The sequence below is a fragment of the Proteus sp. MB838 genome (assembly GCF_054767435.1).
On record NZ_BAABMO010000010.1, the window covers coordinates 17,329 to 40,649 of the forward strand.

21 protein-coding genes are annotated in these 23,321 nt (G+C 39.3%); 3 read left to right on the forward strand and 18 right to left on the reverse strand.

The window, feature by feature from the left end; all coding sequences use genetic code 11:
* Nucleotides 1–3: 3 nt before the first annotated feature.
* The 5 genes from tolR to ACYUCW_RS06235 all read right to left on the reverse strand — a co-directional run bounded on the left by tolR (nucleotide 4) and on the right by ACYUCW_RS06235 (nucleotide 3,610).
* On the reverse strand, nucleotides 4–429 hold the full coding sequence (tolR, locus tag ACYUCW_RS06215; RefSeq protein ID WP_004244435.1) for a colicin uptake protein TolR: 426 nt from the start codon (nucleotides 427–429) through the stop codon (nucleotides 4–6).
* 22 nt (nucleotides 430–451) lie between these two features.
* A complete protein-coding gene (gene tolQ, locus ACYUCW_RS06220; RefSeq protein WP_004244434.1) occupies nucleotides 452–1,138 on the reverse strand; it encodes a Tol-Pal system protein TolQ in 687 nt (228 codons plus the stop codon).
* Nucleotides 1,138–1,533 carry a tol-pal system-associated acyl-CoA thioesterase gene (gene ybgC, locus ACYUCW_RS06225; RefSeq protein ID WP_004247549.1) on the reverse strand — a complete coding sequence of 132 codons (396 nt, stop codon included), beginning with the start codon at nucleotides 1,531–1,533 and terminating at the stop codon, nucleotides 1,138–1,140. The genes tolQ and ybgC overlap by 1 nt, the downstream gene beginning before the upstream one ends.
* 309 nt (nucleotides 1,534–1,842) lie before the next feature.
* Complete coding sequence (locus ACYUCW_RS06230; protein WP_020945357.1) at nucleotides 1,843–2,250, reverse strand: hypothetical protein; 408 nt, start codon at nucleotides 2,248–2,250, stop codon at nucleotides 1,843–1,845.
* On the reverse strand, nucleotides 2,240–3,610 hold the full coding sequence (locus tag ACYUCW_RS06235) for an MFS transporter (protein WP_004244429.1): 1,371 nt from the start codon (nucleotides 3,608–3,610) through the stop codon (nucleotides 2,240–2,242). Before ACYUCW_RS06235 ends, ACYUCW_RS06230 begins: the two co-directional genes overlap by 11 nt.
* 90 nt (nucleotides 3,611–3,700) lie before the next feature.
* On the opposite strand from ACYUCW_RS06235, the gene ACYUCW_RS06240 reads away from it, so the two are divergent.
* Entirely contained in the window at nucleotides 3,701–4,594 is an 894-nt protein-coding gene (locus ACYUCW_RS06240; protein WP_012367668.1) for a LysR family transcriptional regulator, read from the forward strand.
* A 90-nt stretch (nucleotides 4,595–4,684) separates the two neighbouring features.
* Here the strand turns inward: ACYUCW_RS06240 and ybgE are convergent, their stop codons facing one another.
* The 12 genes from ybgE to sdhC form a co-directional block, all read right to left on the reverse strand.
* Entirely contained in the window at nucleotides 4,685–4,969 is a 285-nt protein-coding gene (gene ybgE, locus ACYUCW_RS06245; protein WP_004244426.1) for a cyd operon protein YbgE, read from the reverse strand.
* Nucleotides 4,969–5,082: a cytochrome bd-I oxidase subunit CydX gene (cydX, locus tag ACYUCW_RS06250; RefSeq protein WP_004244425.1), complete on the reverse strand. Its 114-nt coding sequence runs from the start codon at nucleotides 5,080–5,082 to the stop codon at nucleotides 4,969–4,971. Before cydX ends, ybgE begins: the two co-directional genes overlap by 1 nt.
* A gap of 12 nt (nucleotides 5,083–5,094) precedes the next feature.
* Nucleotides 5,095–6,252, reverse strand: coding sequence for a cytochrome d ubiquinol oxidase subunit II (gene cydB, locus ACYUCW_RS06255; RefSeq protein WP_004244423.1), 1,158 nt, complete (start codon nucleotides 6,250–6,252; stop codon nucleotides 5,095–5,097).
* 14 nt (nucleotides 6,253–6,266) lie between these two features.
* The gene (gene cydA, locus ACYUCW_RS06260; RefSeq protein WP_460408283.1) at nucleotides 6,267–7,835 is read right to left on the reverse strand and encodes a cytochrome ubiquinol oxidase subunit I; all 1,569 of its coding nucleotides are present in this window, start codon (nucleotides 7,833–7,835) and stop codon (nucleotides 6,267–6,269) included.
* A gap of 1,484 nt (nucleotides 7,836–9,319) precedes the next feature.
* The gene (gene sucD / locus ACYUCW_RS06265) at nucleotides 9,320–10,192 is read right to left on the reverse strand and encodes a succinate--CoA ligase subunit alpha (protein WP_004244421.1); all 873 of its coding nucleotides are present in this window, start codon (nucleotides 10,190–10,192) and stop codon (nucleotides 9,320–9,322) included.
* Nucleotides 10,192–11,358 (reverse strand): ADP-forming succinate--CoA ligase subunit beta, encoded by a 1,167-nt coding sequence (gene sucC / locus ACYUCW_RS06270; RefSeq protein WP_460408284.1) that lies wholly within the window; start codon nucleotides 11,356–11,358, stop codon nucleotides 10,192–10,194. The genes sucD and sucC overlap by 1 nt, the downstream gene beginning before the upstream one ends.
* Before the next feature lie 161 nt (nucleotides 11,359–11,519).
* The gene (gene odhB, locus ACYUCW_RS06275) at nucleotides 11,520–12,728 is read right to left on the reverse strand and encodes a 2-oxoglutarate dehydrogenase complex dihydrolipoyllysine-residue succinyltransferase (RefSeq protein WP_004244419.1); all 1,209 of its coding nucleotides are present in this window, start codon (nucleotides 12,726–12,728) and stop codon (nucleotides 11,520–11,522) included.
* Between the two features lie 13 nt (nucleotides 12,729–12,741).
* Entirely contained in the window at nucleotides 12,742–15,546 is a 2,805-nt protein-coding gene (gene sucA, locus ACYUCW_RS06280) for a 2-oxoglutarate dehydrogenase E1 component (RefSeq protein WP_004244418.1), read from the reverse strand.
* A 284-nt stretch (nucleotides 15,547–15,830) separates the two neighbouring features.
* The gene (locus ACYUCW_RS06285; RefSeq protein ID WP_004244417.1) at nucleotides 15,831–16,547 is read right to left on the reverse strand and encodes a succinate dehydrogenase iron-sulfur subunit; all 717 of its coding nucleotides are present in this window, start codon (nucleotides 16,545–16,547) and stop codon (nucleotides 15,831–15,833) included.
* Nucleotides 16,548–16,581: 34 nt separating this feature from the next.
* Nucleotides 16,582–18,348, reverse strand: coding sequence for a succinate dehydrogenase flavoprotein subunit (gene sdhA, locus ACYUCW_RS06290; protein ID WP_004244416.1), 1,767 nt, complete (start codon nucleotides 18,346–18,348; stop codon nucleotides 16,582–16,584).
* Nucleotides 18,348–18,692 carry a succinate dehydrogenase membrane anchor subunit gene (gene sdhD, locus ACYUCW_RS06295; RefSeq protein WP_004244415.1) on the reverse strand — a complete coding sequence of 115 codons (345 nt, stop codon included), beginning with the start codon at nucleotides 18,690–18,692 and terminating at the stop codon, nucleotides 18,348–18,350. The genes sdhA and sdhD overlap by 1 nt, the downstream gene beginning before the upstream one ends.
* Nucleotides 18,686–19,066, reverse strand: a complete 381-nt coding sequence (gene sdhC, locus ACYUCW_RS06300; RefSeq protein WP_123059542.1) for a succinate dehydrogenase cytochrome b556 subunit — start codon at nucleotides 19,064–19,066, stop codon at nucleotides 18,686–18,688. Before sdhC ends, sdhD begins: the two co-directional genes overlap by 7 nt.
* Nucleotides 19,067–19,697: 631 nt before the next feature.
* On the opposite strand from sdhC, the gene ACYUCW_RS06305 reads away from it, so the two are divergent.
* Nucleotides 19,698–20,981 (forward strand): citrate synthase, encoded by a 1,284-nt coding sequence (locus ACYUCW_RS06305; protein ID WP_004244410.1) that lies wholly within the window; start codon nucleotides 19,698–19,700, stop codon nucleotides 20,979–20,981.
* Between the two features lie 69 nt (nucleotides 20,982–21,050).
* Here ACYUCW_RS06305 and ACYUCW_RS06310 read toward each other — a convergent pair whose 3' ends face one another.
* Nucleotides 21,051–21,812 carry an AraC family transcriptional regulator gene (locus ACYUCW_RS06310; protein ID WP_004247546.1) on the reverse strand — a complete coding sequence of 254 codons (762 nt, stop codon included), beginning with the start codon at nucleotides 21,810–21,812 and terminating at the stop codon, nucleotides 21,051–21,053.
* A 102-nt stretch (nucleotides 21,813–21,914) separates the two neighbouring features.
* On the opposite strand from ACYUCW_RS06310, the gene ACYUCW_RS06315 reads away from it, so the two are divergent.
* Nucleotides 21,915–23,045, forward strand: a complete 1,131-nt coding sequence (locus ACYUCW_RS06315; RefSeq protein ID WP_004244407.1) for a multidrug effflux MFS transporter — start codon at nucleotides 21,915–21,917, stop codon at nucleotides 23,043–23,045.
* Nucleotides 23,046–23,321 lie beyond the last annotated feature (276 nt).

The window sequence follows — 23,321 nt, forward strand, 5'->3', positions numbered from 1 at the left end:
CTACTAAAGAGGCTGAGTCATTAAACCGACAGACTTAACACCCGCTTGACGTAACATGTTGAGTGCTTTAATTATCTCATCATAAGGAACATCTTTAGCGCCACCAATAAGAAAGACCGCTTTCGGGTTTTTTTCTAATTGTCGTTTTGCTTCAGCCATAATCTGTTCTTGAGGTAAAAGCTCTAAAACCTCTTGTTCAACACGGATATTATATTGCCCCACTCCAGCAACTTCGACAATTACAGGCGGGTTATCACTGGTTGAAACAGTCTGTGTTTCTGTTGCTTGTGGAAGATCAACCTCAACACTTTGTGAAATAATTGGCGCTGTTGCCATAAAAATCAGCAAAAGCACCAATAACACATCAAGCAAAGGTACTATATTAATTTCTGATTTTACGCCTCGGCGGCTACTGCGACCTCGTGCCATCAGCTCTCTCCTTTTGCGTTAACTATTTCTTTTCTGCGGAGACAAAAGCTTGGCGATGTAAAATCGTCAGGAACTCTTCCATAAAGTTATCGTAACTTTGTTCCAACTTATTTACACGTTGCGTAAAGCGGTTATAAGCCATAACTGCGGGGATGGCCGCAAATAAACCAATGGCTGTTGCAATCAACGCTTCAGCAATACCGGGTGCCACCATCTGTAAAGTTGCCTGTTTAACACTACCTAAAGCGATAAATGCATGCATAATCCCCCATACCGTACCGAATAAGCCAATATAAGGACTAATTGACCCCACCGTACCTAAAAAAGGAATATGCGTTTCTAAGGACTCTAATTCACGATTAAATGAAACACGCATTGCACGGGAAGCCCCATTAACAACAGCATCGGGTGCATGAACATTCGCTTGATGTAGTCGTGCAAACTCTTTAAAACCAGAATGAAAAATTTGTTCTGCCCCTGATAACTCGTCACGACGAGCTTGGCTTTCTTTATATAGACGAGCCAAATCAGTGCCTGACCAGAATTTATCTTCAAAATCTGCCGCTTCACGATCTGCTGCATTCAATACTTTCGTACGTTGAATAATGATCGCCCATGAGGCAATAGAAAATCCGATTAATAACAACATGATCAACTTAACTAAAAGCCCCGCTTTTAGAAAGAGATCGATAACATTCATGTCAGCCACTACTTAAACTCCGCGATAATGGACTTAGGAAGCCCTACAGGCTTCATTTTTAATGAATCAACGCAGACAACTAATACATCTGCCCTACACAGTACCACACCATCTTGATTGATAAGCTTTTGAGAAAATGTCATTGATGCACCACGTAATGTAGTAATTTCACTTTCTACTTTCAGAAGCTCATCGAGCCGTGCTGGCGCAATATAGTCAATGGTTAATTTACGCACAACAAACGCAACATGATCATACTCCCGTAAATCATGCTGATAAAAACCTTTTTCTCTGAGTAATTCTGTTCTTGCACGTTCAAAATATTTTAAATAACTGGCATGATAGACCACACCACCGGCATCAGTATCTTCGTAATAGACACGAACTGGCCAAAGAAACCGCATAATTCCGTCCTTACATTCCTTGAGTAATCCCATAAATAATTAAGCTATAGATTTGTTAACTATACTTAAGAGGTGCCTCTAAGGGAATCATAGTAACGTAAAGAATAGAAAACACCGTTTTCAGACGCCAATCATAAACTCTTCTTTGCAACACGCAATATGCTTTAGCGCCTGAATAGAAAAAATATTTTTATTAGTTCAGCATTAAAATGCTTGCTAATTAACAATTAATAGTTTAGCACTCTGATTCAAATTTTTTCCCAACCAATAAAAAAACCAGTCTTATTACTGGTTTTTTATTAAAATCAATTAATTATCTAATACAGGTGTTTCATGCAAGTAATACCACTGCCATTGACAATCTAGAGACGCGCGTCTCAAAACTACCACAGATTGACGGGTGAGAATCTTCTTATTTTCATAATGCGTTTCACGATAGCTCACCGTTGCCCAATGTTCAGATTGGTAAATAATGTTATAGCTATCTGTTTCAATCCTCAATTCTGGCCTTTTCCCTGCATTACGAGAAAACATTGCCATTACATCATCATAATTTATTTTCTTTCCTGTTATACCAATCATAGAAAACGTGTTGGCAAGTAACATTTCTATATTTTTTAATGCCTGTGTAGCAATAGGGGTTTGAGTAAAAACAGTTTCAATCTCATTATGCAACACTTGCACACTTTCTATTAATGGGTCTATTTTAATGCTCATGATTTGTTTCCTGTAAGTTTGTTTTTTGCTTTAACAATATGAAAAGAAATAGCGGAAATAATCCTATGGTTGCACAGATAAAAAATGTCGTGCTATAAGCCATTTGTGACGATACAAAAAGAGATAATGTGTTGAAGATCATTGCAACAAGTGTCGCGCCAACACTAAATACAACTTGACGATTTATATTCCAAATAACACTAGCTTGAATAAGCCTTTGTTTATCAAAGTCATAAAGGGCCGTTGTTTGTGCTGTATTTGCACCGATCCCTCCACCAATTCCCATCATTAAATAAGCCAGTATTAATAAAGGCAGATCGCTCTCTTTATTTACTAATGCTAATAATACAATACCAATACTGTGCAGAATTAAAGCGAATATAGCTAAGCGCTTCATACCCAATTTATTATAAAGTGCACCACCAACAATAATGGAAATAAATGCACCTATAGCATATAGCAGCATAAAACTGCCTGTACCCTGCCCCGAAAAATGGAGATATTGTTGTAAATAAAAAATCGCCAGAATATTTACACCAGTAAAAACACCTGGAATACAGTAATAAAGAAAAATGGAAAGTGATAAGTTTCTATTTTTTAATAAATTTAGATTAATTACCGGTGATAAACTCTGTTTATAATGACGATAATAAAGAAGAGAAAATAATGCAGCAAAAAAACTGATGACTAATGCTAATTGTGTAGAGTGATACTCACCGTAAGCAGATAATGCACATAACCCTGATACGATAATAATACTGATTAATAAGATCCCTTTAAGATCTGGTATTATATTTTCTTGTGATTTAGACTCTTTTACCCAAATAAAAGCCAAAAACGCAGTAAGTAATGAAAAAGGCACATTACTATAAAAAACCCAACGCCAAGATACAGCATCAACGATAAACCCACCTATTGTGGGAGAAATTGCAGGTGCAATAAGAGCAACAGCCATAATTAAAGTTGAGACTTTGCTTCTTTCATGCCCTTGAAAATACTGAAATGTTAGAGCTTGGCCGATGGGAATTAATAATCCACCACTAAGACCTTGAATAAAACGCCATAAAATCAGCTCAAAAAATGAGTGTGAATAGCCTACCAACGCCACAGAAGCACTAAATATCAACATCGAGCTGACCATTAATACTCTCACGCCAAAACGTTGAGATAACCAGTGACTCAATGGAATAATCAGTGTTAAACCTAAAATATAACTATTTGATACCCATGTAATGGAGACGATAGATACCTTCATATCCGCTGCAATTGCTGGTAATGCAATTGCCGACATAAAAATATTTATACAATCAATAAAAAAACCCAGTAAAAAAATAATGGCTATTTGATAACGATAAGACATAGCAATCCTCCGCCTTATAGGGTACGAAAGATTGACGAATATCGTCTATCTGACAAAATAGAACTTATTGTTTAATCAGAGTAAACAATCATGCAAAATCAAATAGACCGAATTCGTTCTTTTATCGCCGTAGTAGATACAGGCTCTTTTACACAAGCAGCAAAGTATTTACGCTTAAGTAAATCAATGGTGAGTATTCATATTAAAGCATTAGAAACGGAATTAAATGTATCTCTTCTTAATCGGAATACTCGGCGCTTCACATTAACTGAAACGGGAGAAATCCTTTATCAAGATTTTCGTCAAGTTTTAGTTCAACTCGAACAAACATTAGATAAGGCACGGTTAGGACAACAAAACTTACAGGGAACTTTACGATTAACTTCAACGGCTGAATTTGGTGAACATTATATATTGCCACTTTTACATCAATTTATGTGTTTACACCCTCAACTAAAAGTGCAATATATATTCAATTCTTCTATTGATGATCTTATCAATCATAAGTTAGATTTGGCGATACGCCTTGGCGCATTAAAAGACAGTAATTATCGCTATCGCAAATTAGCAGATTACACAATCAAATTAGTGGTATCACCACATTTATTGAAAAAATATCCTATCCAAGAAATTGCAGATTTAGCGGCAGTTCCCTATCTTGCAAACAGCAATTTACGCCATAGCAAACTCAGCCAACAAGATAAAATCAATCAACTATTTTCACAATTGCACTCAATGGCACTTTTCGAAACGAATACTATTAGTGCATTAAAACAGATGGCACTCAAACAAATGGGAATGACTATATTACCAGAGTGGTACATTCAACAAGAAATAACACAGGGTGAACTTGTTAGCCCTATTCCTGAACTTACCTTATTAAATCAATCTATTAATGTCATTTTTCCACATGGTGAACATATGCCAAGAAAAACCCGTCTATTTATTGATTTTTTAAAAGAGAGAATTAATTCTATGCCCTAAAAGGTGAGGGGGAATATTGCATAACCCATATACAAGAAGTGAATGCCTTATTTTACGCCACTTACTAGAGGTTAAAATAAGGCATTTTGATTAGAAGAAGAAATAATATAGCCCTACAACTAAAATAATAATGGCGGGAATGGGATGTAATAGATATTGCGCTACAACATGTTTAGGACGATAGGCTAAGCCAAAAACTGCCCCTGCACATACAGCCCAAATCAGTAATATTCCTTGCCAAATCGCTAATGAGCTTGTATTAGCCGCGAATCGACTCGGATCCCACATAACACAAAATGCCATTGCTAGAGCCATGATTAAAACAAGAGCCCTAATTGGGCCCTTGTTAAGTAGTTGGTAACTTTTATCCAACATTATTCTTCACTTTCTGAAGTTTTTTTCGCTTCAGCGTGCTCATAAGCCAGTCCTGCGATCACCGCAATACTACAAGCGAAGAGTGTGCCGAGAAGCCATGCAAAATACCACATTCTCTATGCTCCTTAGTAAAGAGTATGATTATTGCCTTCGATAAATTTCTTATCGAGGCGACCATGCATTTTCCAGTAACACCAGATAGTGTAGAGGAGAACGATAGGTACAAAGATAATCGCGACTACTGTCATCACTTGTAAAGTGAACAGGCTTGAAGTTGCATCCCAAATTGTCAAGCTTACATCAGGGAATGTGCTTGATGGCATAATGAATGGGAACAGGGTTACACCAAACGTTAGGATAACACAAGCAATAGTCAGTGAAGTGAACAGGAATGCCCAAGCTCCTTTGTTTGCTTTAGTTGCAACAACCGCTAATAAAGGACTTAACAGACCTAATGCCGGTAAGATCCATAAAATAGGATAGTTGTTGTAGTTCGTCATCCAAGCGCCAGCTTCGTGAGAAACTGTTTTCAACAACGGAGAAGAAGGACCCGCAGTATCAACCGCACTAGTGATAATAAAGCCATCAATACCGTAGATTAACCACACGCCTGCTAATGCAAAAGCAATAAAAGTGATTAAAGAGGTAATGTAAGTTGCTTTACGAGTGCGCTCATGCAGCTCACCGGTAGTACGCATTTGAAGATAGCTAGCACCCTGTGCCACAATCATCATTAAGCTAATAACACCTGCTAATAGACCATATGGGTTCAATAGGCTTAACAGGTTAATTAGTGCGTTAGTTGTACCATTATAAGATACACGTTGCATGCTATCGACTTCTAATGGAACACCTTGTAACAGGTTACCAAAAGCAACACCGATAACTAATGGTGGAACAAAGCTACCAATAAAGATACCCCAATCCCACATACCACGCCATTTTGGTGATTCTAATTTAGAACGGTAGTCAAAACCTACTGGACGGAAGAATAATGCCGCCAGTACGAAGATCATACCAAAATAGAAACCAGAAAATGCCGCAGCATATACCATTGGCCATGCAGCGAATAATGCACCACCGGCAGTGATTAACCAAACTTGGTTACCATCCCAGTGAGGTGCAACGGAGTTAATTAAAATACGGCGTTCTGTGTCATCTTTTGCAATGACGCGCAATAACACACCAACACCCATATCAAAACCATCGGTGACCGCAAAGCCGATCAGTAAGATACCAATCAGTAGCCACCAAACAAACCGCAATACTTCATAATCAAACATAGTGGACTCCTGTGTTACTTACTTTGTGCAGAAGAAGCTGTCTTCTGTTCAAAGTGATAGCGACCCGTTTTCAGACTACTTGGGCCAAGGCGACCAAATTTGAACATCAGGAACATTTCGGCAACGAGGAACAGAGTATACAGACCGCAGATAAGTCCCATAGAAACGAGAATATCAGCCTGTGTCAGTGAAGAAGTTGCTACAGCCGTAGGCAAGATTTCACCAATCGCCCATGGTTGACGTCCATATTCTGCAACAAACCAGCCCGCTTCAACAGCAATCCATGGTAATGGAATACTAAATAGCGCAGCACGCAGTAACCATTTGTAGTTACCGATACGGTTAGACAGAACAGTCCAGAAGGAGATCGCAACAACCAATAACATCAGGAAGCCGGCAGCGACCATGATACGGAATGACCAGAAAAGTGGTGCGACGTTAGGAATAGAATCTTTTACAGCTGACTTAATTTGCTCTTCAGTTGCATCAGAAACATTTTCAGTATAACGCTTCAATAATAGACCGTAGCCTAAGTCTTTTTTAGACTCATTAAATGCAGCTCGTACGGCAGGATCAGTGTTACCTGAACGTAGTTCAGTTAACAGGTCATACGCTTTCATACCATTACGAATACGCACTTCATGCTGGCTCATCAGATCATGCAGACCTAATACCGGCGTATCAAAAGAACGTGTTGCTATAATACCCATGACATATGGAATTTGTAGAGCAAACGTGTTTTCCATTTTTTCTTGATTAGGGAATGCAATCAAGTTAAAGGAAGCTGGTGCTGGCTCTGTATGCCACTCACCTTCAATAGCAGTCAATTTGGTTTTTTGTACGTCACCCATTTCATAACCAGATTCATCACCCAGTACGATAACAGATAATACCGCAGCGATACCAAAGGTTGCCGCAACAGCGAAAGAACGTTTTGCAAAACCGATATCACGACCTTTGAGTAGGTAGTAAGAGCTGATACCTAAAACAAAGAATGCACCAGTACAGTAACCTGCAGCAACGGTGTGAACAAATTTCACCTGAGCGACTGGGTTTAAGACCAGATCAGCAAAACTCAACATTTCCATTCGCATGGTTTCAAAGTTGAAGTCTGCAGCAACAGGGTTTTGCATCCAACCATTTGCGACTAAGATCCACAGCGCAGAGAAGTTAGAACCAAAGGCAACTAACCAAGTTACCATTAAGTGTTGCTTCTTGCCTAAACGATCCCAACCGAAGAAGAATAATCCGACGAAAGTTGATTCTAAGAAGAATGCCATCAGACCTTCGATTGCTAAAGGCGCACCGAAGATATCACCAACGTAATGAGAGAAATATGACCAGTTAGTACCAAATTGGAACTCCATGGTCAAACCAGTTGCGACACCCAGAGCAAAGTTAATACCGAATAACTTACCCCAGAACTTTGTCATATCTTTGTAAACTTGTTTACCTGACAGGACATATATCGCTTCCATGATTGCCAACATAAACGCCATACCGAGCGTTAATGGGACAAACAGGAAGTGATACATCGCTGTTAAGGCAAACTGTAACCGTGACAGTTCGACAATATCAAACATCTTGACTCCTTGCTCCTAGCAGGAAGACACCGACTTGCGGCAACCCGACTTTAATTAATAAATAAAGCCTCATAACTACCAGCAATAAATGCCTCTAAAAACAACAACGAATATTAAAGACCAAAAACACAATACCTTACAAATAGTACGCCTATATTTACATATAATAAATATATTTTGCGTGACCCAGATTTGAATTCTGAGCTTAGGTCAACAATACGACTTTTAGGTTAGTAACAGCATATTTGATCGTGTGCCAATTTAAGCATATTTAGAAAATTTTTCCACAATTAATAACTTGACCCACATCAAAAAAACACTTTAATGTTAACTAGTTGCGAATAAATTACCCAATAGTTACCGTAATGTTAATTTACTGTTGGTTTTATTTTTAAGTATAATTTACCTCCCATTAATTTCCATAATAAAATTAACTTTTTATTTTCATAAATACATTTAAATAGTCATATTTAGCTGTATTTCATTAATTCTAATATTAAAAACATTTTTTTTCAGGTAAAAAAGGGATATTTAAAAAAAATAATCTATTAATTAATAAGTTGAAAATAAATTTTTAATTTTTTATCTTTTTTAATTTAGTTTTATCGAGCGAACCTAAAACATAAATAAACTCTTATAATGATAATCTTTTTTTAATACAAAGTTTAATTTAGGATAAATAATGTATCTATCCATTGAATAGAAATAACTCATGCACTCTATAGCAATCATACCTTAAGCCATAAAAATAAATAATATTCCCTTGTAAAACAACAATATACAATCATTTTATTTTTAAAACATGGATAGCCAAATGGCATAACTGTATTGAAGAATGATTATTTGTAAGCTTTATCTCTAAAGTTTAGCTGATAGTTGATAGTTTAATGTTATTTTAGAAGGTCGGTTTTTTAGCATGGTTGCTCTGCTACTCATTAAACTTCTCTTTCGAGCATTATTGTATCTATAATACATTTTTCACTATGAAACCTTCACCATACTGCAATAGGGCAAGATTGTGCCCTTCCAATAATACTAACAAATGATAATAATTGAGGGGGGTTATCTGCTAATAAGGTATCGTTAAACAATATAAATTAACTATAGTAAATCTTATACACATAGTATTAATGAATAAAAATTATACTAAAAGTATCCCTTTTTTTGCCTTCCCCTACTCTTCATATCAGTTAGGCTGAGCAAAATAAATTCCGCATTTTTTAGCAAACCAGGGCTCAGGTATTCTTGTTTAGCGCCATATTTTCGTTATTGCTGTGTTTAAATCACTATTTAGCACACAAAAAATGAAATAAAAATATATTTAAAAACAATAAGATGAGATAAAATCGAACAAAGATACACGTGACTACTTGCTGACAGCACCTAAAGGCGCCATAAAATAGAACAATAAAAAATGCCAATCTCCAGTTTGATCAGAGATTGGCATGATATGTAGTTTTAACTAGAGGTAATTAACAAAAATGTTACTTATTTAATAGCGATTTAACAGCATCACCGATATCAGCTAAACTACGTACTGTTTTAACGCCAGCGGCTTCTAATGCGGCAAATTTCTCGTCAGCAGTACCTTTACCACCCGCAATAATGGCGCCAGCATGCCCCATACGCTTACCTTTAGGTGCTGTAACACCAGCAATATAGCCTACAACAGGTTTGGTAACGTGATCTTTGATATAAGCAGCTGCTTCTTCTTCCGCTGTACCACCAATTTCACCAATCATAACAATTGCTTCTGTTTGCGGATCTTCTTGGAATAGCTTCAGAATATCAATAAAGTTCGATCCCGGAATTGGGTCACCACCGATACCAACACAGGTTGATTGACCTAAACCAACGTCAGTAGTTTGTTTTACTGCTTCATAAGTTAAAGTACCTGAACGAGAGACAATACCTACTTTGCCAGGTAAGTGAATGTGACCAGGCATAATACCAATTTTGCACTCACCTGGAGTAATAACACCCGGACAGTTAGGGCCAATCATGCGAACACCAGCTTCATCTAATTTTACTTTTACAGTCAGCATATCCAGCGTAGGAATACCTTCTGTAATTGTAATAATTAGTTTAATACCTGCATCAATAGCTTCTAAAATAGAGTCTTTGCAAAATGGTGCTGGTACATAAATAACCGTCGCCGTCGCCCCCGTTGCTTCCACTGCTTCACGTACAGTATTAAATACTGGTAAGCCTAAATGTGTTGTACCACCTTTACCCGGTGTAACACCACCCACCATTTGAGTACCGTAAGCAATAGCTTGTTCGGAGTGGAAAGTTCCTTGGCTTCCAGTGAAACCTTGGCAAATAACTTTAGTGTTTTTATCGATTAAAATAGACATTATTTTGCCTCCGCTGCTGCAACAACTTGTTTAGCGGCATCCGTTAAGCTCTTAGCAGCAATAATATTTAAACCGCTATCTGCTAATTTTTTAGTGCCTAACTCTGCATTGTTTCCTTCAAGACGAACAACAACTGGTACGTTAACACCGACTTCTTCAACTGCACCAATAATACCGTCTGCAATAAGGTCACAACGTACAATGCCACCGAAAATGTTGACTAATACAGCACTGACATTTTCATCTGACAAAATAATCTTAAATGCTTCTGTAACACGCTCTTTGGTTACCCCTCCCCCAACATCAAGGAAGTTAGCAGGTTCACCGCCATGCAGTTTAACGATATCCATGGTTCCCATAGCTAAACCAGCACCATTAACCATACAACCGATATTGCCATCGAGTGCTACATAATTTAATTCCCATTGTGCCGCTTGCGCTTCACGTGGATCTTCTTGTGATGGATCATGCATTTCACGCATTTCCGGTTGACGGAATAACGCATTACTGTCCACACCTAATTTACCATCAAGACAAATCAAATCATCATCTTTGGTGATCACCAATGGGTTGATCTCAATAAGCGCTAAATCACGCTCTAAGAAGATCGTCGCTAATCCCATAAATATTTTAGCAAATTGACTAACTTGTTTGCCTTTTAAACCGAGTTTGAAGGCTAATTCTCGTCCCTGATAAGGCATAGGTCCTGTCAGCGGATCAATAATGGCACGATGAATAAGCTCTGGCGTTTCTTCCGCCACTTTTTCAATTTCAACGCCACCTTCAGTGGAAGCCATAAAGACAACACGACGGGTACCACGGTCAACAACAGCACCAAGATAAAGTTCTTTAGCAATATCTGTTGCCGCTTCAACCAAGATTTGTGTTACTGGTTGGCCATTAGCATCTGTTTGATAAGTTACTAAACGTTTGCCTAACCATTGTTCAGCAAATGCGCGGATCTCTTCTTTTGAGTTGACGACTTTTACGCCACCCGCTTTACCACGTCCACCCGCGTGAACTTGACATTTAACAACCCAAGGGCCTTGGCCAATTTTTGATGCAGCTTCTTCTGCCTCGCGCGGCGTGGAGCAGGCGAAACCAGCAGGTGCTGGTAATCCATACCGTGAGAAAAGCTGTTTTGCCTGATACTCGTGTAAATTCATGATGTTCTATCCATAATCTTGTTGAAAGTCGGACTTTCTTATTTTTTTGACTATAAGCCAGAAAAATCTGGCTTCACGAACACACTGTACTTCTTTGATGCTTGTGTATGTTGCTGTAGAGGCAGGAGGAGCATCTCCTGCCTAAAAGCGATATTTATTACCTACACATCCAGTAATAAACGGGCAGGATCTTCTAGCATTTCTTTAACGGTCACTAAGAAACCGACAGACTCACGGCCATCAATTAAACGATGGTCATAAGAAAGTGCTAGATACATCATAGGTAGAATAACAACCTGACCATCAACTGCCATTGGGCGATCTTTAATCGCATGCATACCCAAAATAGCACTTTGTGGTGGGTTGATAATCGGTGTTGACATTAATGAGCCAAAAACACCACCGTTAGTAATAGTAAAATTACCGCCCGTTAAATCTTCAACGGTTAATTTACCATCACGACCTTTCACTGCTAATGCTTTGATATTTTTCTCAATATCCGCCATGCTCATCGCATCTGCATCACGTAATACCGGTGTTACTAGACCACGAGGTGTTGATACGGCAATACTGATATCAAAATAGTTGTGGTAAACCACATCAGTACCATCAATAGACGCATTGACTTCTGGATAACGTTTTAACGCTTCAACTACCGCTTTAATGTAGAAAGACATAAAGCCTAAACGTACACCGTGGCGTTTTTCGAATGCTTCACCATATTGCGCACGTAAATTTTTAATAGGCTGCATGTTGATTTCGTTAAACGTTGTCAACATAGCGGTAGTATTTTTCGCTTCTAATAAACGCTCTGCAACACGTTTGCGTAAACGTGTCATTGGTACACGTTTCTCACTACGATGCGATAATGGAGCTTGAGAAACTTCAGCGGTGGCTGCTGTTGCTGATTTATTATTAGCAACATGGCTTTCAATATCTTGACGAGTTAAACGTCCACCAACACCACTGCCTTTTACATCTGCTGGATTAATATCATGTTCAGCGACTAAACGACGTGCTGTCGGGCTAAGAGCATCATTGCTTTCTTTCGCAACAATATCTGCACTTTGACGTTGCGCAGGCGTCGTATCTTGTGCAGGTTTCACATCCGCAGGAATACCAGTGCTATCACCAAGACGAATACGTCCTAATAATTGACGTGAACCTACCGTAGCGCCTTCTTCTTCAAGAATGCTATCCAGCACCCCAGCTTCACTCGCCGGTACTTCTAACACAACTTTATCTGTTTCAATTTCAACCAGCACTTCATCGCGTTGAATGCTATCACCAGGTTTTTTATGCCAAGTTGCGACTGTCGCGTCAGCAACTGATTCAGGGAGATCCGGTACTAGAATATCTACACTACTCATTTTCTATCCTTATTTATTCAACTTTCAGTGCATCTTCAACCAGAGCTTTTTGTTGCTCCTGATGAACAGAGGTATAACCAACAGCTGGAGAAGCTGATGCAGGACGACCTGCATAACGTAATGTTGCGCCAGTAGGAATAGCATCACGGAAGTTATGCTGACTACAATACCAAGCGCCCTGATTTAGCGGTTCTTCTTGACACCAAATAAAATCTTTCACATGAGCATAAGGTGCCAAAATCTGTGCCATATCATCATGAGGGAATGGATATAGCTGTTCAATACGAATAATCGCAACATCTGTTTGCCCATTAGCACGACGTTGTTCTAATAAATCGTAGTAAACTTTCCCTGAACACATCACGACACGTTTCACATCCGCTGGATTTAATTCATCTAACTCACCAATTACAGGTAAGAATTTACCATCCGCTAATTCATCTAAGCTCGATACCGCTAATGGATGACGTAACAGTGATTTAGGTGACATAACGATTAATGGGCGACGCATACCACGTAACGCTTGGCGACGTAACATATGGTAAACCTGCGCCGGTGTGGAAGGCACACAAACTTGCATGTTTTGCTCTGCACATAATTGCAGATAGCGTTCCAAACGTGCAGATGAGTGCTCTGGACCTTGACCTTCATAACCATGAGGTAACAGCATGACTAAGCCACACATACGACCCCATTTTTGCTCACCAGAGCTAATAAATTGGTCGATAACCACTTGTGCTACGTTAGCAAAGTCACCAAATTGCGCTTCCCAAATAGTCAGCCCGCGAGGCTCAGTAGTGGCATAACCATATTCAAATGCTAATACCGCTTCTTCTGTTAAGACAGAATCCCAAACATTAAATTGACCTTGGGCGTTATGAATATTGGCTAATGGTACATAAACTGAACCATTGGTTTGATTGTGAATAACCGCGTGACGATGGAAGAATGTGCCACGGCCTGCATCTTCACCAGAGAGGCGAATAGTAATACCTTGATCCACTAAAGTGGCATACGCTAAGGTTTCAGCCGCCCCCCAATCGAGTAATTTTTCGCCTTCAGCCATAACAGCACGATCGGCATAAATTTTCTCGACGCGAGATTGCATTGCGATTTCAGAAGGTACTGTGCTGACACGACGCGCTAAATCTTGTAAGCGTGATTTTTCGACTTTATGCGGATACTCTTCATTCCATTCATGGTTTAAGTAAGGTTCCCATGTATAAGAATGTAGCCCCATAGGACGATACTCTTCAACGACACAATCACCACGATCGAGAGCATCACGATAGAGATTAACTAACTCAGTAACATCATTAGCTTCGATTAAACCTTGCTCTACTAACTTATCAGCATAGATCTTACGAGGTGTTGGATGTTTTTTGATTTTTTGATACATCAACGGCTGAGTTGCATTTGGCTCATCCGCCTCGTTATGTCCATGACGACGATAACAAACAAGGTCAATCATCACATCACGTTTAAAGGTATTACGGAAATCCAACGCTAAACGGGTGACGAAAGCTACCGCTTCAGGATCATCTGCATTTACATGGAAAATAGGTGCTTGAACCATTTTCACAATATCAGTGCAGTATTCTGTTGAACGGGCATCTTTAGGATTTGATGTGGTAAAACCAACTTGGTTATTAATAACGATACGAACCGTACCACCAACTTCATAACCGCGAGCTTGTGACATGTTCAGTGTTTCTTGAACAACACCTTGCCCTGTCACTGCTGCGTCACCATGAATGGTGATCGGAAGAACCATATTACTGCGCGCTTCATCTAAGCGGTCACGACGAGCACGGACAGAACCGATAACAACCGGACTCACAATTTCTAAGTGAGATGGGTTAAAGGCTAAAGCAAGGTGAACTTGAGCACCCTCTGTTGCAAAATCAGATGAAAAGCCTTGGTGATATTTAACGTCACCAGTTCCCAAATGCTCTTTGTGTATACCCGCAAATTCATCAAATAAATCTGCCGGTTTTTTCCCTAAAATATTAACCAGAACGTTTAAACGTCCGCGGTGAGCCATGCCAAGTACCACTTCACGGGTATCTTGTTTCCCTGCATGACGAATTAAGTCTTTTAACATTGGGATCAGAGCATCCCCACCTTCTAAAGAGAAACGTTTTGCTCCTGGGAATTTAGCCCCTAAGTAACGTTCTAACCCTTCAGCTGCAGTCAGTTCTGCTAAAAAGCGAATTTTTTCTTCTTTAGTAAATTGGTCTGCAACATTGACAGATTCTAAACGTTGTTGGATCCAACGTTTTTCTTCTGTATTGGTAATATGCATATATTCAGCACCGATAGAACCGCAGTAAATACGTTTCAGTGCTTCATAGATATCACCGAGTTTCATGGTTTCTTTGCCGATAGCAAAAGAACCAACATTAAAGGTTTCTTCAAAATCTTCTTTGGTGAGATTATGGAAAGCAGGATCTAAATCTGGAACAGATTCTCTTTTCCATAAACCAAGCGGATCGAGATTAGCATTTTGGTGACCACGAAAACGAAACGCATTAATGAGCTGCAAAACTTTAACTTGTTTTGAGTCCATTGCAGGATCGCTTACCGAGGTATGATATCGAGTGGATTCTTTTGCGAGGCGTCTGAAGTAGTCGCGGGTTTGAGAATGCGACTGTTCTGCGCCTTGACTTACGGGTAGTTGTTGAAAGATTTCTCTCCAACTTTCGTCAACAGAGTTTGGGTCAGTTAGGTAATCTTCATAGATTTCTTCTATGTAAGACTGATTCTCTCCTGCTAGAAATGTGGAATCTAGCCAGTCCTTCATTGCGCCGTTCTGCATTATGATCCCTTAAGCTATACAGCTTTAGTTCGCCGTGGATAACTAGTACCGTTATTAAACGGTGTCGATTGCAAGGTTCTCTTATGACCCGCTATCTCGCAGGTTCTTAAAATATTGGAGTTTTTCACTCTCAAGGAACCTTTAAAAACTGTCTAACAGTGTTTAAAGGTGCCTCCAAAAACCGCTATCAAGACAAACTTATACAAATACACAGACTACTTATTGCAAACGTCTAACTTAATTTTTTCATTAACCGCCCTAACTATTTTAGGGCGGTTATTAATTTATGCACTATGTTTTAGCAACATTGATTTAATATGACCAATTGCTTTAGTCGGATTTAACCCTTTTGGACATACGCTGACACAGTTCATAATACCGTGACAACGGAATACACTAAACGCATCACTTAAATCATCAAGACGAGATTCTGTTTCAGTATCACGACTATCAATCAAGAAACGATACGCTGCTAACAGTCCAGCAGGTCCGATAAACTTATCTGGATTCCACCAGAATGACGGGCAAGATGTTGAACAACAAGCACAAAGAATACACTCATAAAGTCCGTCAAGTTTTTCACGTTGTTCTGGTGACTGTAGATTCTCACGAGCCGGAGGATTTTTGTCGTCGTTAATCACATATGGACGGATCTTCTCGTACTGCGTATAGAATTGAGTCATATCCACTATTAAATCACGAATAACCGGTAGACCTGGTAACGGTCTGATCACAATTTTCTTACTTCCTTTCTGTAAAGATGAAATAGGTGTGATACATGCCAAACCATTTTTACCATTCATGTTCACTCCATCGGAGCCACATACACCTTCACGGCAAGAACGACGGAATGATAATGTAGGATCTTTTTCCTTTAATTGAATTAATGCATCTAGCAACATCATGTCACGCCCTTCGGGTACTTCAAGCGTGTAATCTTGCATACGCGGCGCATTATCAACGTCGGGATTATAACGATAAATTGAAAATTCAAGTTTCATAATTCAGTCTCCGCAACTTCAATAACACCGCTAATTAATATGTACGCACTTTTGGAGGGAAAGCCTCACGCAGTTTCGGCTGCATATTGACTTTACGTCGTGTCATTGTTTCGGTTTGCGGTTGATATAATGTATGGCATAACCAGTTTTCATCATCACGATCAGGGAAATCGAAACGGCTATGTGCACCACGACTTTCCGTACGGAAATTAGCAGATACCGCTGTGGCATAAGCTGTTTCCATCAAGTTATCTAACTCTAAGCACTCAATACGCTGTGTATTAAATTCACTTGAATTATCATCGAGTCGGGCATTTTGCAGGCGTTCACGGATCACTTTCAGCTCTTCTAAGCCCTTCGCCATTGCATCCCCTTCACGGAAGACCGAGAAGTTATGTTGCATACAAGATTGTAATGCTTTACGGATCTCAACCGGATCTTCGCCTGAACGATTATTTTCCCAACGATGTAAGCGTGTTAATGCAGCTTCAACATCAGAATCGCTGGCATCACGCATCGTGCCCTGCTCCATCAAAGACTCTTTTAAGTGAACACCCGCAGAACGACCAAATACCACAAGGTCAAGCAGTGAGTTACCACCTAATCGGTTAGCACCATGGACAGATACACAAGCAATTTCACCCACAGCAAATAATCCTGGGATCACTTCATCTTCGCCTTTCTCATTCATGCGAATAGCTTGTCCGGTAACTTTAGTTGGGATCCCCCCCATCATATAGTGACAAGTAGGAATAACTGGAATAGGTTCTTTAACTGGGTCAACATGAGCAAAGGTACGAGAGAGATCAAGGATACCCGGTAGACGAGATTCCAATACTTCTTTACCTAAGTGGTCGAGTTTCAGTTTGGCATGAGGTCCCCATGGTCCATCGCAACCACGGCCTTCACGGATTTCAATCATAATAGAACGTGCAACTACGTCACGACCTGCTAAGTCTTTAGCATTTGGTGCATAACGTTCCATAAAGCGTTCACCGTCTTTATTCAGTAAATAGCCACCTTCACCACGGCAACCTTCCGTCACTAACACCCCAGCCCCTGCGATACCTGTTGGGTGGAATTGCCACATTTCCATATCTTGTAAAGGCACACCCGCACGAACTGCCATACCAACACCATCACCCGTATTGATATGTGCATTGGTTGTTGATTGGTAAATACGCCCCGCACCACCTGTCGCTAAAATGGTGGCATTAGCTTTAAAATAAACAACTTCACCTGTTTCAATGCAAATAGCGGTACAACCAACAACATCACCGTCTTGGTTTTTAACTAAATCCAGCGAATACCATTCAGAAAAGATAGTGGTATGATTTTTTAAATTTTGTTGATACAAAGTATGTAATAGTGCATGGCCTGTACGGTCAGCAGCGGCAGCAGTACGGGCAGCTTGTTCACCACCAAAATTTTTCGACTGACCACCAAATGGGCGTTGGTATATCCGTCCATCATCAAGACGAGAGAAAGGAAGTCCCATATGTTCCAGCTCTAAAATAGCTTCTGGACCGGTTTTACACATATATTCGATAGCATCTTGGTCACCGATATAGTCGGAACCTTTAACAGTATCGTACATATGCCATTCCCAGTTATCCTCATGGGTATTGCCTAAAGCAACTGTAATACCACCTTGAGCGGAAACAGTATGAGAACGAGTAGGAAAAACTTTTGAGATTAGTGCACATGACAGACCCATTTGAGAAATCTGTAAAGCGGCGCGCATACCTGCACCACCAGCACCAATTACAACTGCGTCAAATTCTCTAACTGGCAGATTCATTACACACCCCACACCACAATTGTTCCATAAATAAGATAAACCAACAGCGCAACGACAATAATAAGTTGTAACGTCAAGCGTAATGCTATTGGCTTAATATAGTCCGTTAACACTTGCCACATTCCAATCCATGCATGAATTAGAATAGAAAGTAGCGTTAATAGGGTAAAAACTTTGGTTAGAGAGGAGCTAAAGAATCCACGCCAAACTTCATAGGTAATATCAGTTGTTGCAACAAAACCGACAAAATATAAAACATATAAGAAAATAATGATGGCAGTTGCACGTAGGAATAACCAATCCTGTATGCCTGTACGGCCTAAAGTAGAAGAATTACTTACCATACTAATACCCCCGCCAATATTGATAAAATAACGGTAATAATCATTGAAATTGCCGCAGAACGACGACCAACAACCAATGTTTCATCAATAAAGCCGAAGTCCATTAACATATGACGAATACCACCACAAATGTGGTATGCCAATGCTGTTAGGATGCCCCATAAAATAAACTTCGCGAAGAAGCCAGTCATGATATCAGCGGCTTGCTGAAAACCTTCGGGAGATGAGAGAGAGGTGCCAAGTAACCACAGTAAAATACCAACTGCGACTAACATGATAACCCCTGAGACACGATGCAAGATCGATGCGATAGCAGGGAGTGGAAACTGTATCGTCTGTAAATCCAGATTGACAGGTCTTTGTTTTTTCACAATTTATGCCCACACAGCTTTTATAATTTTTCCTTCCTCCGGACCTGGATGGAAATTAAGCAGCGAATGGGGTACAAAGGCACACTTTAAGTAAAATGTTAAATCCGTCTATTTTACAAAAATTGTGGATTCGTTACGCTGGTTCTCCATACAACAAAGGTTCCGGAGACCTGGGCGCAGTATAAGTGCTTCACAAACTTATTACAATTACCACACAACTTGTGTGCTAGACATTTGGTTCGAACAGTGAGAGGGATCACTTTTTCAAACATCCAATGTAATAATCGTTATCATTTTTGACACATGTACAACATTTTTCTTACATTTGGTGCATATTTTTAATGTTTATGTTTTTTTTGTGCGCAAACACGCTTCCAGAAATCGAAAACTTATGTAAAAGTGTAAGCAGAACACATTCTAAGTGCCTTGCATAAAAAAGCACCTAAAAAACATAACATCAAAAGCTCCTTAACAAAAGTGACACACTATAGACCTACGGTTTTACTCGTGTTAAGCCATAAAATAAAACTCGCTAGGTACTTTTTATCAACTATAGTTTCACTATCGAAGTGCATCTTTATGAAGATACCCTCGACTTTGTTAGGAGACATAATAAGCGCTAAGGAGATTATAAATGGCTGATAACAAAGCTAAGTTAACGATTGGTGAAACTTCTGTGGACTTGGACGTTCTCTCCCCTACACTCGGTTCCAAAGTCATTGATATTCGTACTCTCGGCTCCAAAGGTTATTACACCTATGATCCAGGCTTTACCTCAACGGCATCTTGTGAATCGAAAATTACCTATATCGACGGTAATAACGGGATTTTACTGCACCGCGGTTTCCCAATTGGGCAATTGGCTACTGAGTCAACCTACTTAGAAGTATGTTATATCCTGCTTTATGGCGAAGCACCGACCCAAGAGCAATACGATAAATTTAAAACAACCGTCACTCGCCATACCATGATCCATGAGCAAATCACCCGCCTGTTCCATGGTTTCCGTCGTGACTCACACCCGATGGCTGTACTTTGTGGTGTGACAGGAGCTTTAGCTGCCTTTTACCATGATGCGCTTGATGTCTCTAATCCAGTTCACCGTGATATCACAGCATATCGTTTACTGTCTAAGATGCCTACTGTAGCCGCAATGTGTTACAAGTACTCCATAGGACAACCTTTTGTTTATCCAAGAAACGATCTGTCTTATGCAGGTAACTTCCTACATATGATGTTTGCCACACCTTGTGAAGAGTATGTGGTTAACCCAGTTCTTGAACGTGCGATGGATAGGATCTTTATTCTTCATGCCGACCATGAACAAAATGCTTCAACATCTACTGTACGTACTGCAGGCTCTTCAGGTGCAAATCCATTTGCCTGTATTGCTGCGGGTATTGCTTCACTATGGGGACCTGCTCATGGTGGTGCTAACGAAGCTTGTTTACGTATGTTGGAAGAGATCAAAACCGTTGAACATATTCCTGAATTTATTAAACGCGCAAAAGACAAGAATGACTCTTTCCGTTTAATGGGCTTTGGTCACCGTGTATATAAAAACTACGATCCGCGTGCAACAGTCATGCGCGAAACTTGTCACGAAGTATTAAAAGAACTGAATCTCAATGACAGTTTACTTGAAGTGGCAATGGAATTAGAACGCATCGCCTTAAATGACCCGTATTTTATTGAGAAAAAACTCTATCCTAACGTCGATTTCTACTCAGGTATTATTCTAAAAGCGCTAGGTATTCCATCAAATATGTTTACGGTCATTTTCGCTATTGCACGTACTATCGGTTGGATTGCTCACTGGAATGAAATGCATGAAGATGGACTGAAAATTGCACGTCCTCGTCAGTTATATACTGGCTATAACGAGCGTAAATTCCATAGTGAACTTAAAAATAAATAAATCGATTTAAACACGATTTATTGACTGGCTAAGCCCCGTTTTTGCGGGGCTTTATGCTATTAGTATGGATCAATTTCTTAAATACTCTTGTGGTGTTTGCCCGGTCATTTTTTTAAAAAAAGTGATAAAGGCACTATCGCTGGCAAACCCTAATAATTGACTAATTTCTAAATAACGATGATGTGTGGCTAATAACTCTATCGCTTTCATTAATCGCCATTGCTGACGCCATTGTTGATAGCTTAATCCTGTTTCTTTATAAAATAATCGAGTAATGGTTTTTTCACTAGCACCAATATATTGCGCTAATTCTTGTAGTGGCGGAGGTAATTCATCGAAAGATAATTTTCTTAACCGTCTATCATTGGGCATTGATAAATGATTAGGTTGACGTTTAGCTTGCTGAATTTCATCTAAAAAAACAGCTAATAAATTTGCATAACGCCCTACTTCCCACTGGGTGTCAAAATCAGCAATGGCAATACGCTCTAATATCTCTCTAAGTAAAGGTGAAATAGTCAGTATTTCGCTTTCAGTTGGGAAACGATGATGAAATTTATCGGCAATATAAACTGAACGATAACCTACAGCCGCATACATCTCAACTCGATGTTCCAGTTTTGGCGGGATCCAAGCAATTCTCATGGGTGGCAAAACAGATACACGAGAGGCTAAAGTAATTCTCATACAACCCGATTGAGTAAACAGTAACTGCCCCCTATCATGTGAGTGAAAACCTGAATCATGTTTTCCCATCTCTGCGGCAATACCCACAACTGATGCAAGGTGTTCTTCTGGCACAAAGTGGTCGTATTGATTAAGCCAAGCCATCACTTGTCCTATTTGGTAAATATTATGTCTTTATATATATAACAAGACAATTATTATCACTGTATTCTGTCATCAAAGTATCAAGCTTTAGGAAAACAAAGAATGAACAGAAAACTCTCTCTATGGTTAGCAATTGCGTTAATGATGTTTCCACAAATTGCAGAAACCATTTATAGCCCAGCACTTACTGATATTTCAAATGGTTTTAGAGTCAGTGCCAATGAAGCAGGGCAAACACTTTCGCTCTACTTTTTTGCTTTTGCACTCGGTGTCATTATATGGGGTCGTTTATGTGATGTCATTGGCCGGCGCCCAACAATGTTAGCAGGGTTATTTATTTATGCCATTGCTTGTATTGGTGTCTTTATGACCGATAATTTTTCTGTATTACTGATATTACGTATGCTTTCTGCTTTTGGTGCCGCAGTTGGCTCTGTAGGAACACAAACTATTATGCGTGATGTTTATAGTGGTGAAGAATTAGCCAAAGTATTTTCCGTTATGGGAGCGGCAATCGCATTAAGTCCGGCTATTGGTATGTTAAGTGGTTCTTTACTGGTGAGCTATGCAGGTTATCAAGGGGTATTTAGTGGCCTTGCTCTTCTCGCCGTCGTTTTATTGCTGTGGAGTACTATTGCATTACCAGAAAGTCGCCCTGCAACAATAAAAACCGCACCACTAGCGGAAACAGCGATAAAAATGCTGAAAGATAAGCAAATTGCCAAGACTATACTTTTAATTGCTTTTTTTAATATCAGTCTATTTGCTTATTACCAACTAGCACCTTTTATGTTTGATAATCAAGGTTATAGTGCAAGTACTTTTGGCTATAGTGGTATTGTATTAGCAATAGGTGTCGGTATTGGTTCTTACATTAATAAAGCATTATTAAGCCATCATTGGCAATGTGAGAAATTAGTATTACTTGCAAGTATTATTGCAGTAATTAGTGCTGTAGGTGTTTATTTATTACGCAATCACATTAGTTTTATTATTCCAATGATGACAAGTGTCGTTGCCTATGGCATTGCTATTCCAAATATCTTAGCGACGGCTTTAGCGCAATATAAAGATCGCTTAGGCACAGCGGGTGCACTATTAGGTTTATTCTACTATTTACTTATTGGTGGTGGTTTAGCACTGGCTGGATGGGGACAAAGTTTAGCGATTACCTTGCTGATTTGTAGTATAGGTGCTTTGTTACTCTCTTTCTCTCGCCAAACAGCAAAATAATATATTTAAAAGAGCTTGTTATATTTATAAGAAGCTCTTTTTATTTTGTAACATTTCGAAAAAATCAAGAATAGAAAGATTAACTTGTCTACAGGACTAAGTGTTAATACTTAGCAAATTAAACAGACAATTCTTAATCTTTTTAAAATCCACAAAAAACGCCTTTATTATCACTTCTTAACTTTTAGTACTTTTTCCTGAGATTGCATTTTATATAATGATGAATTGAATATTAATAAAGTTAGATTGGCTTTTTCAGTGTTTATATCCATATAT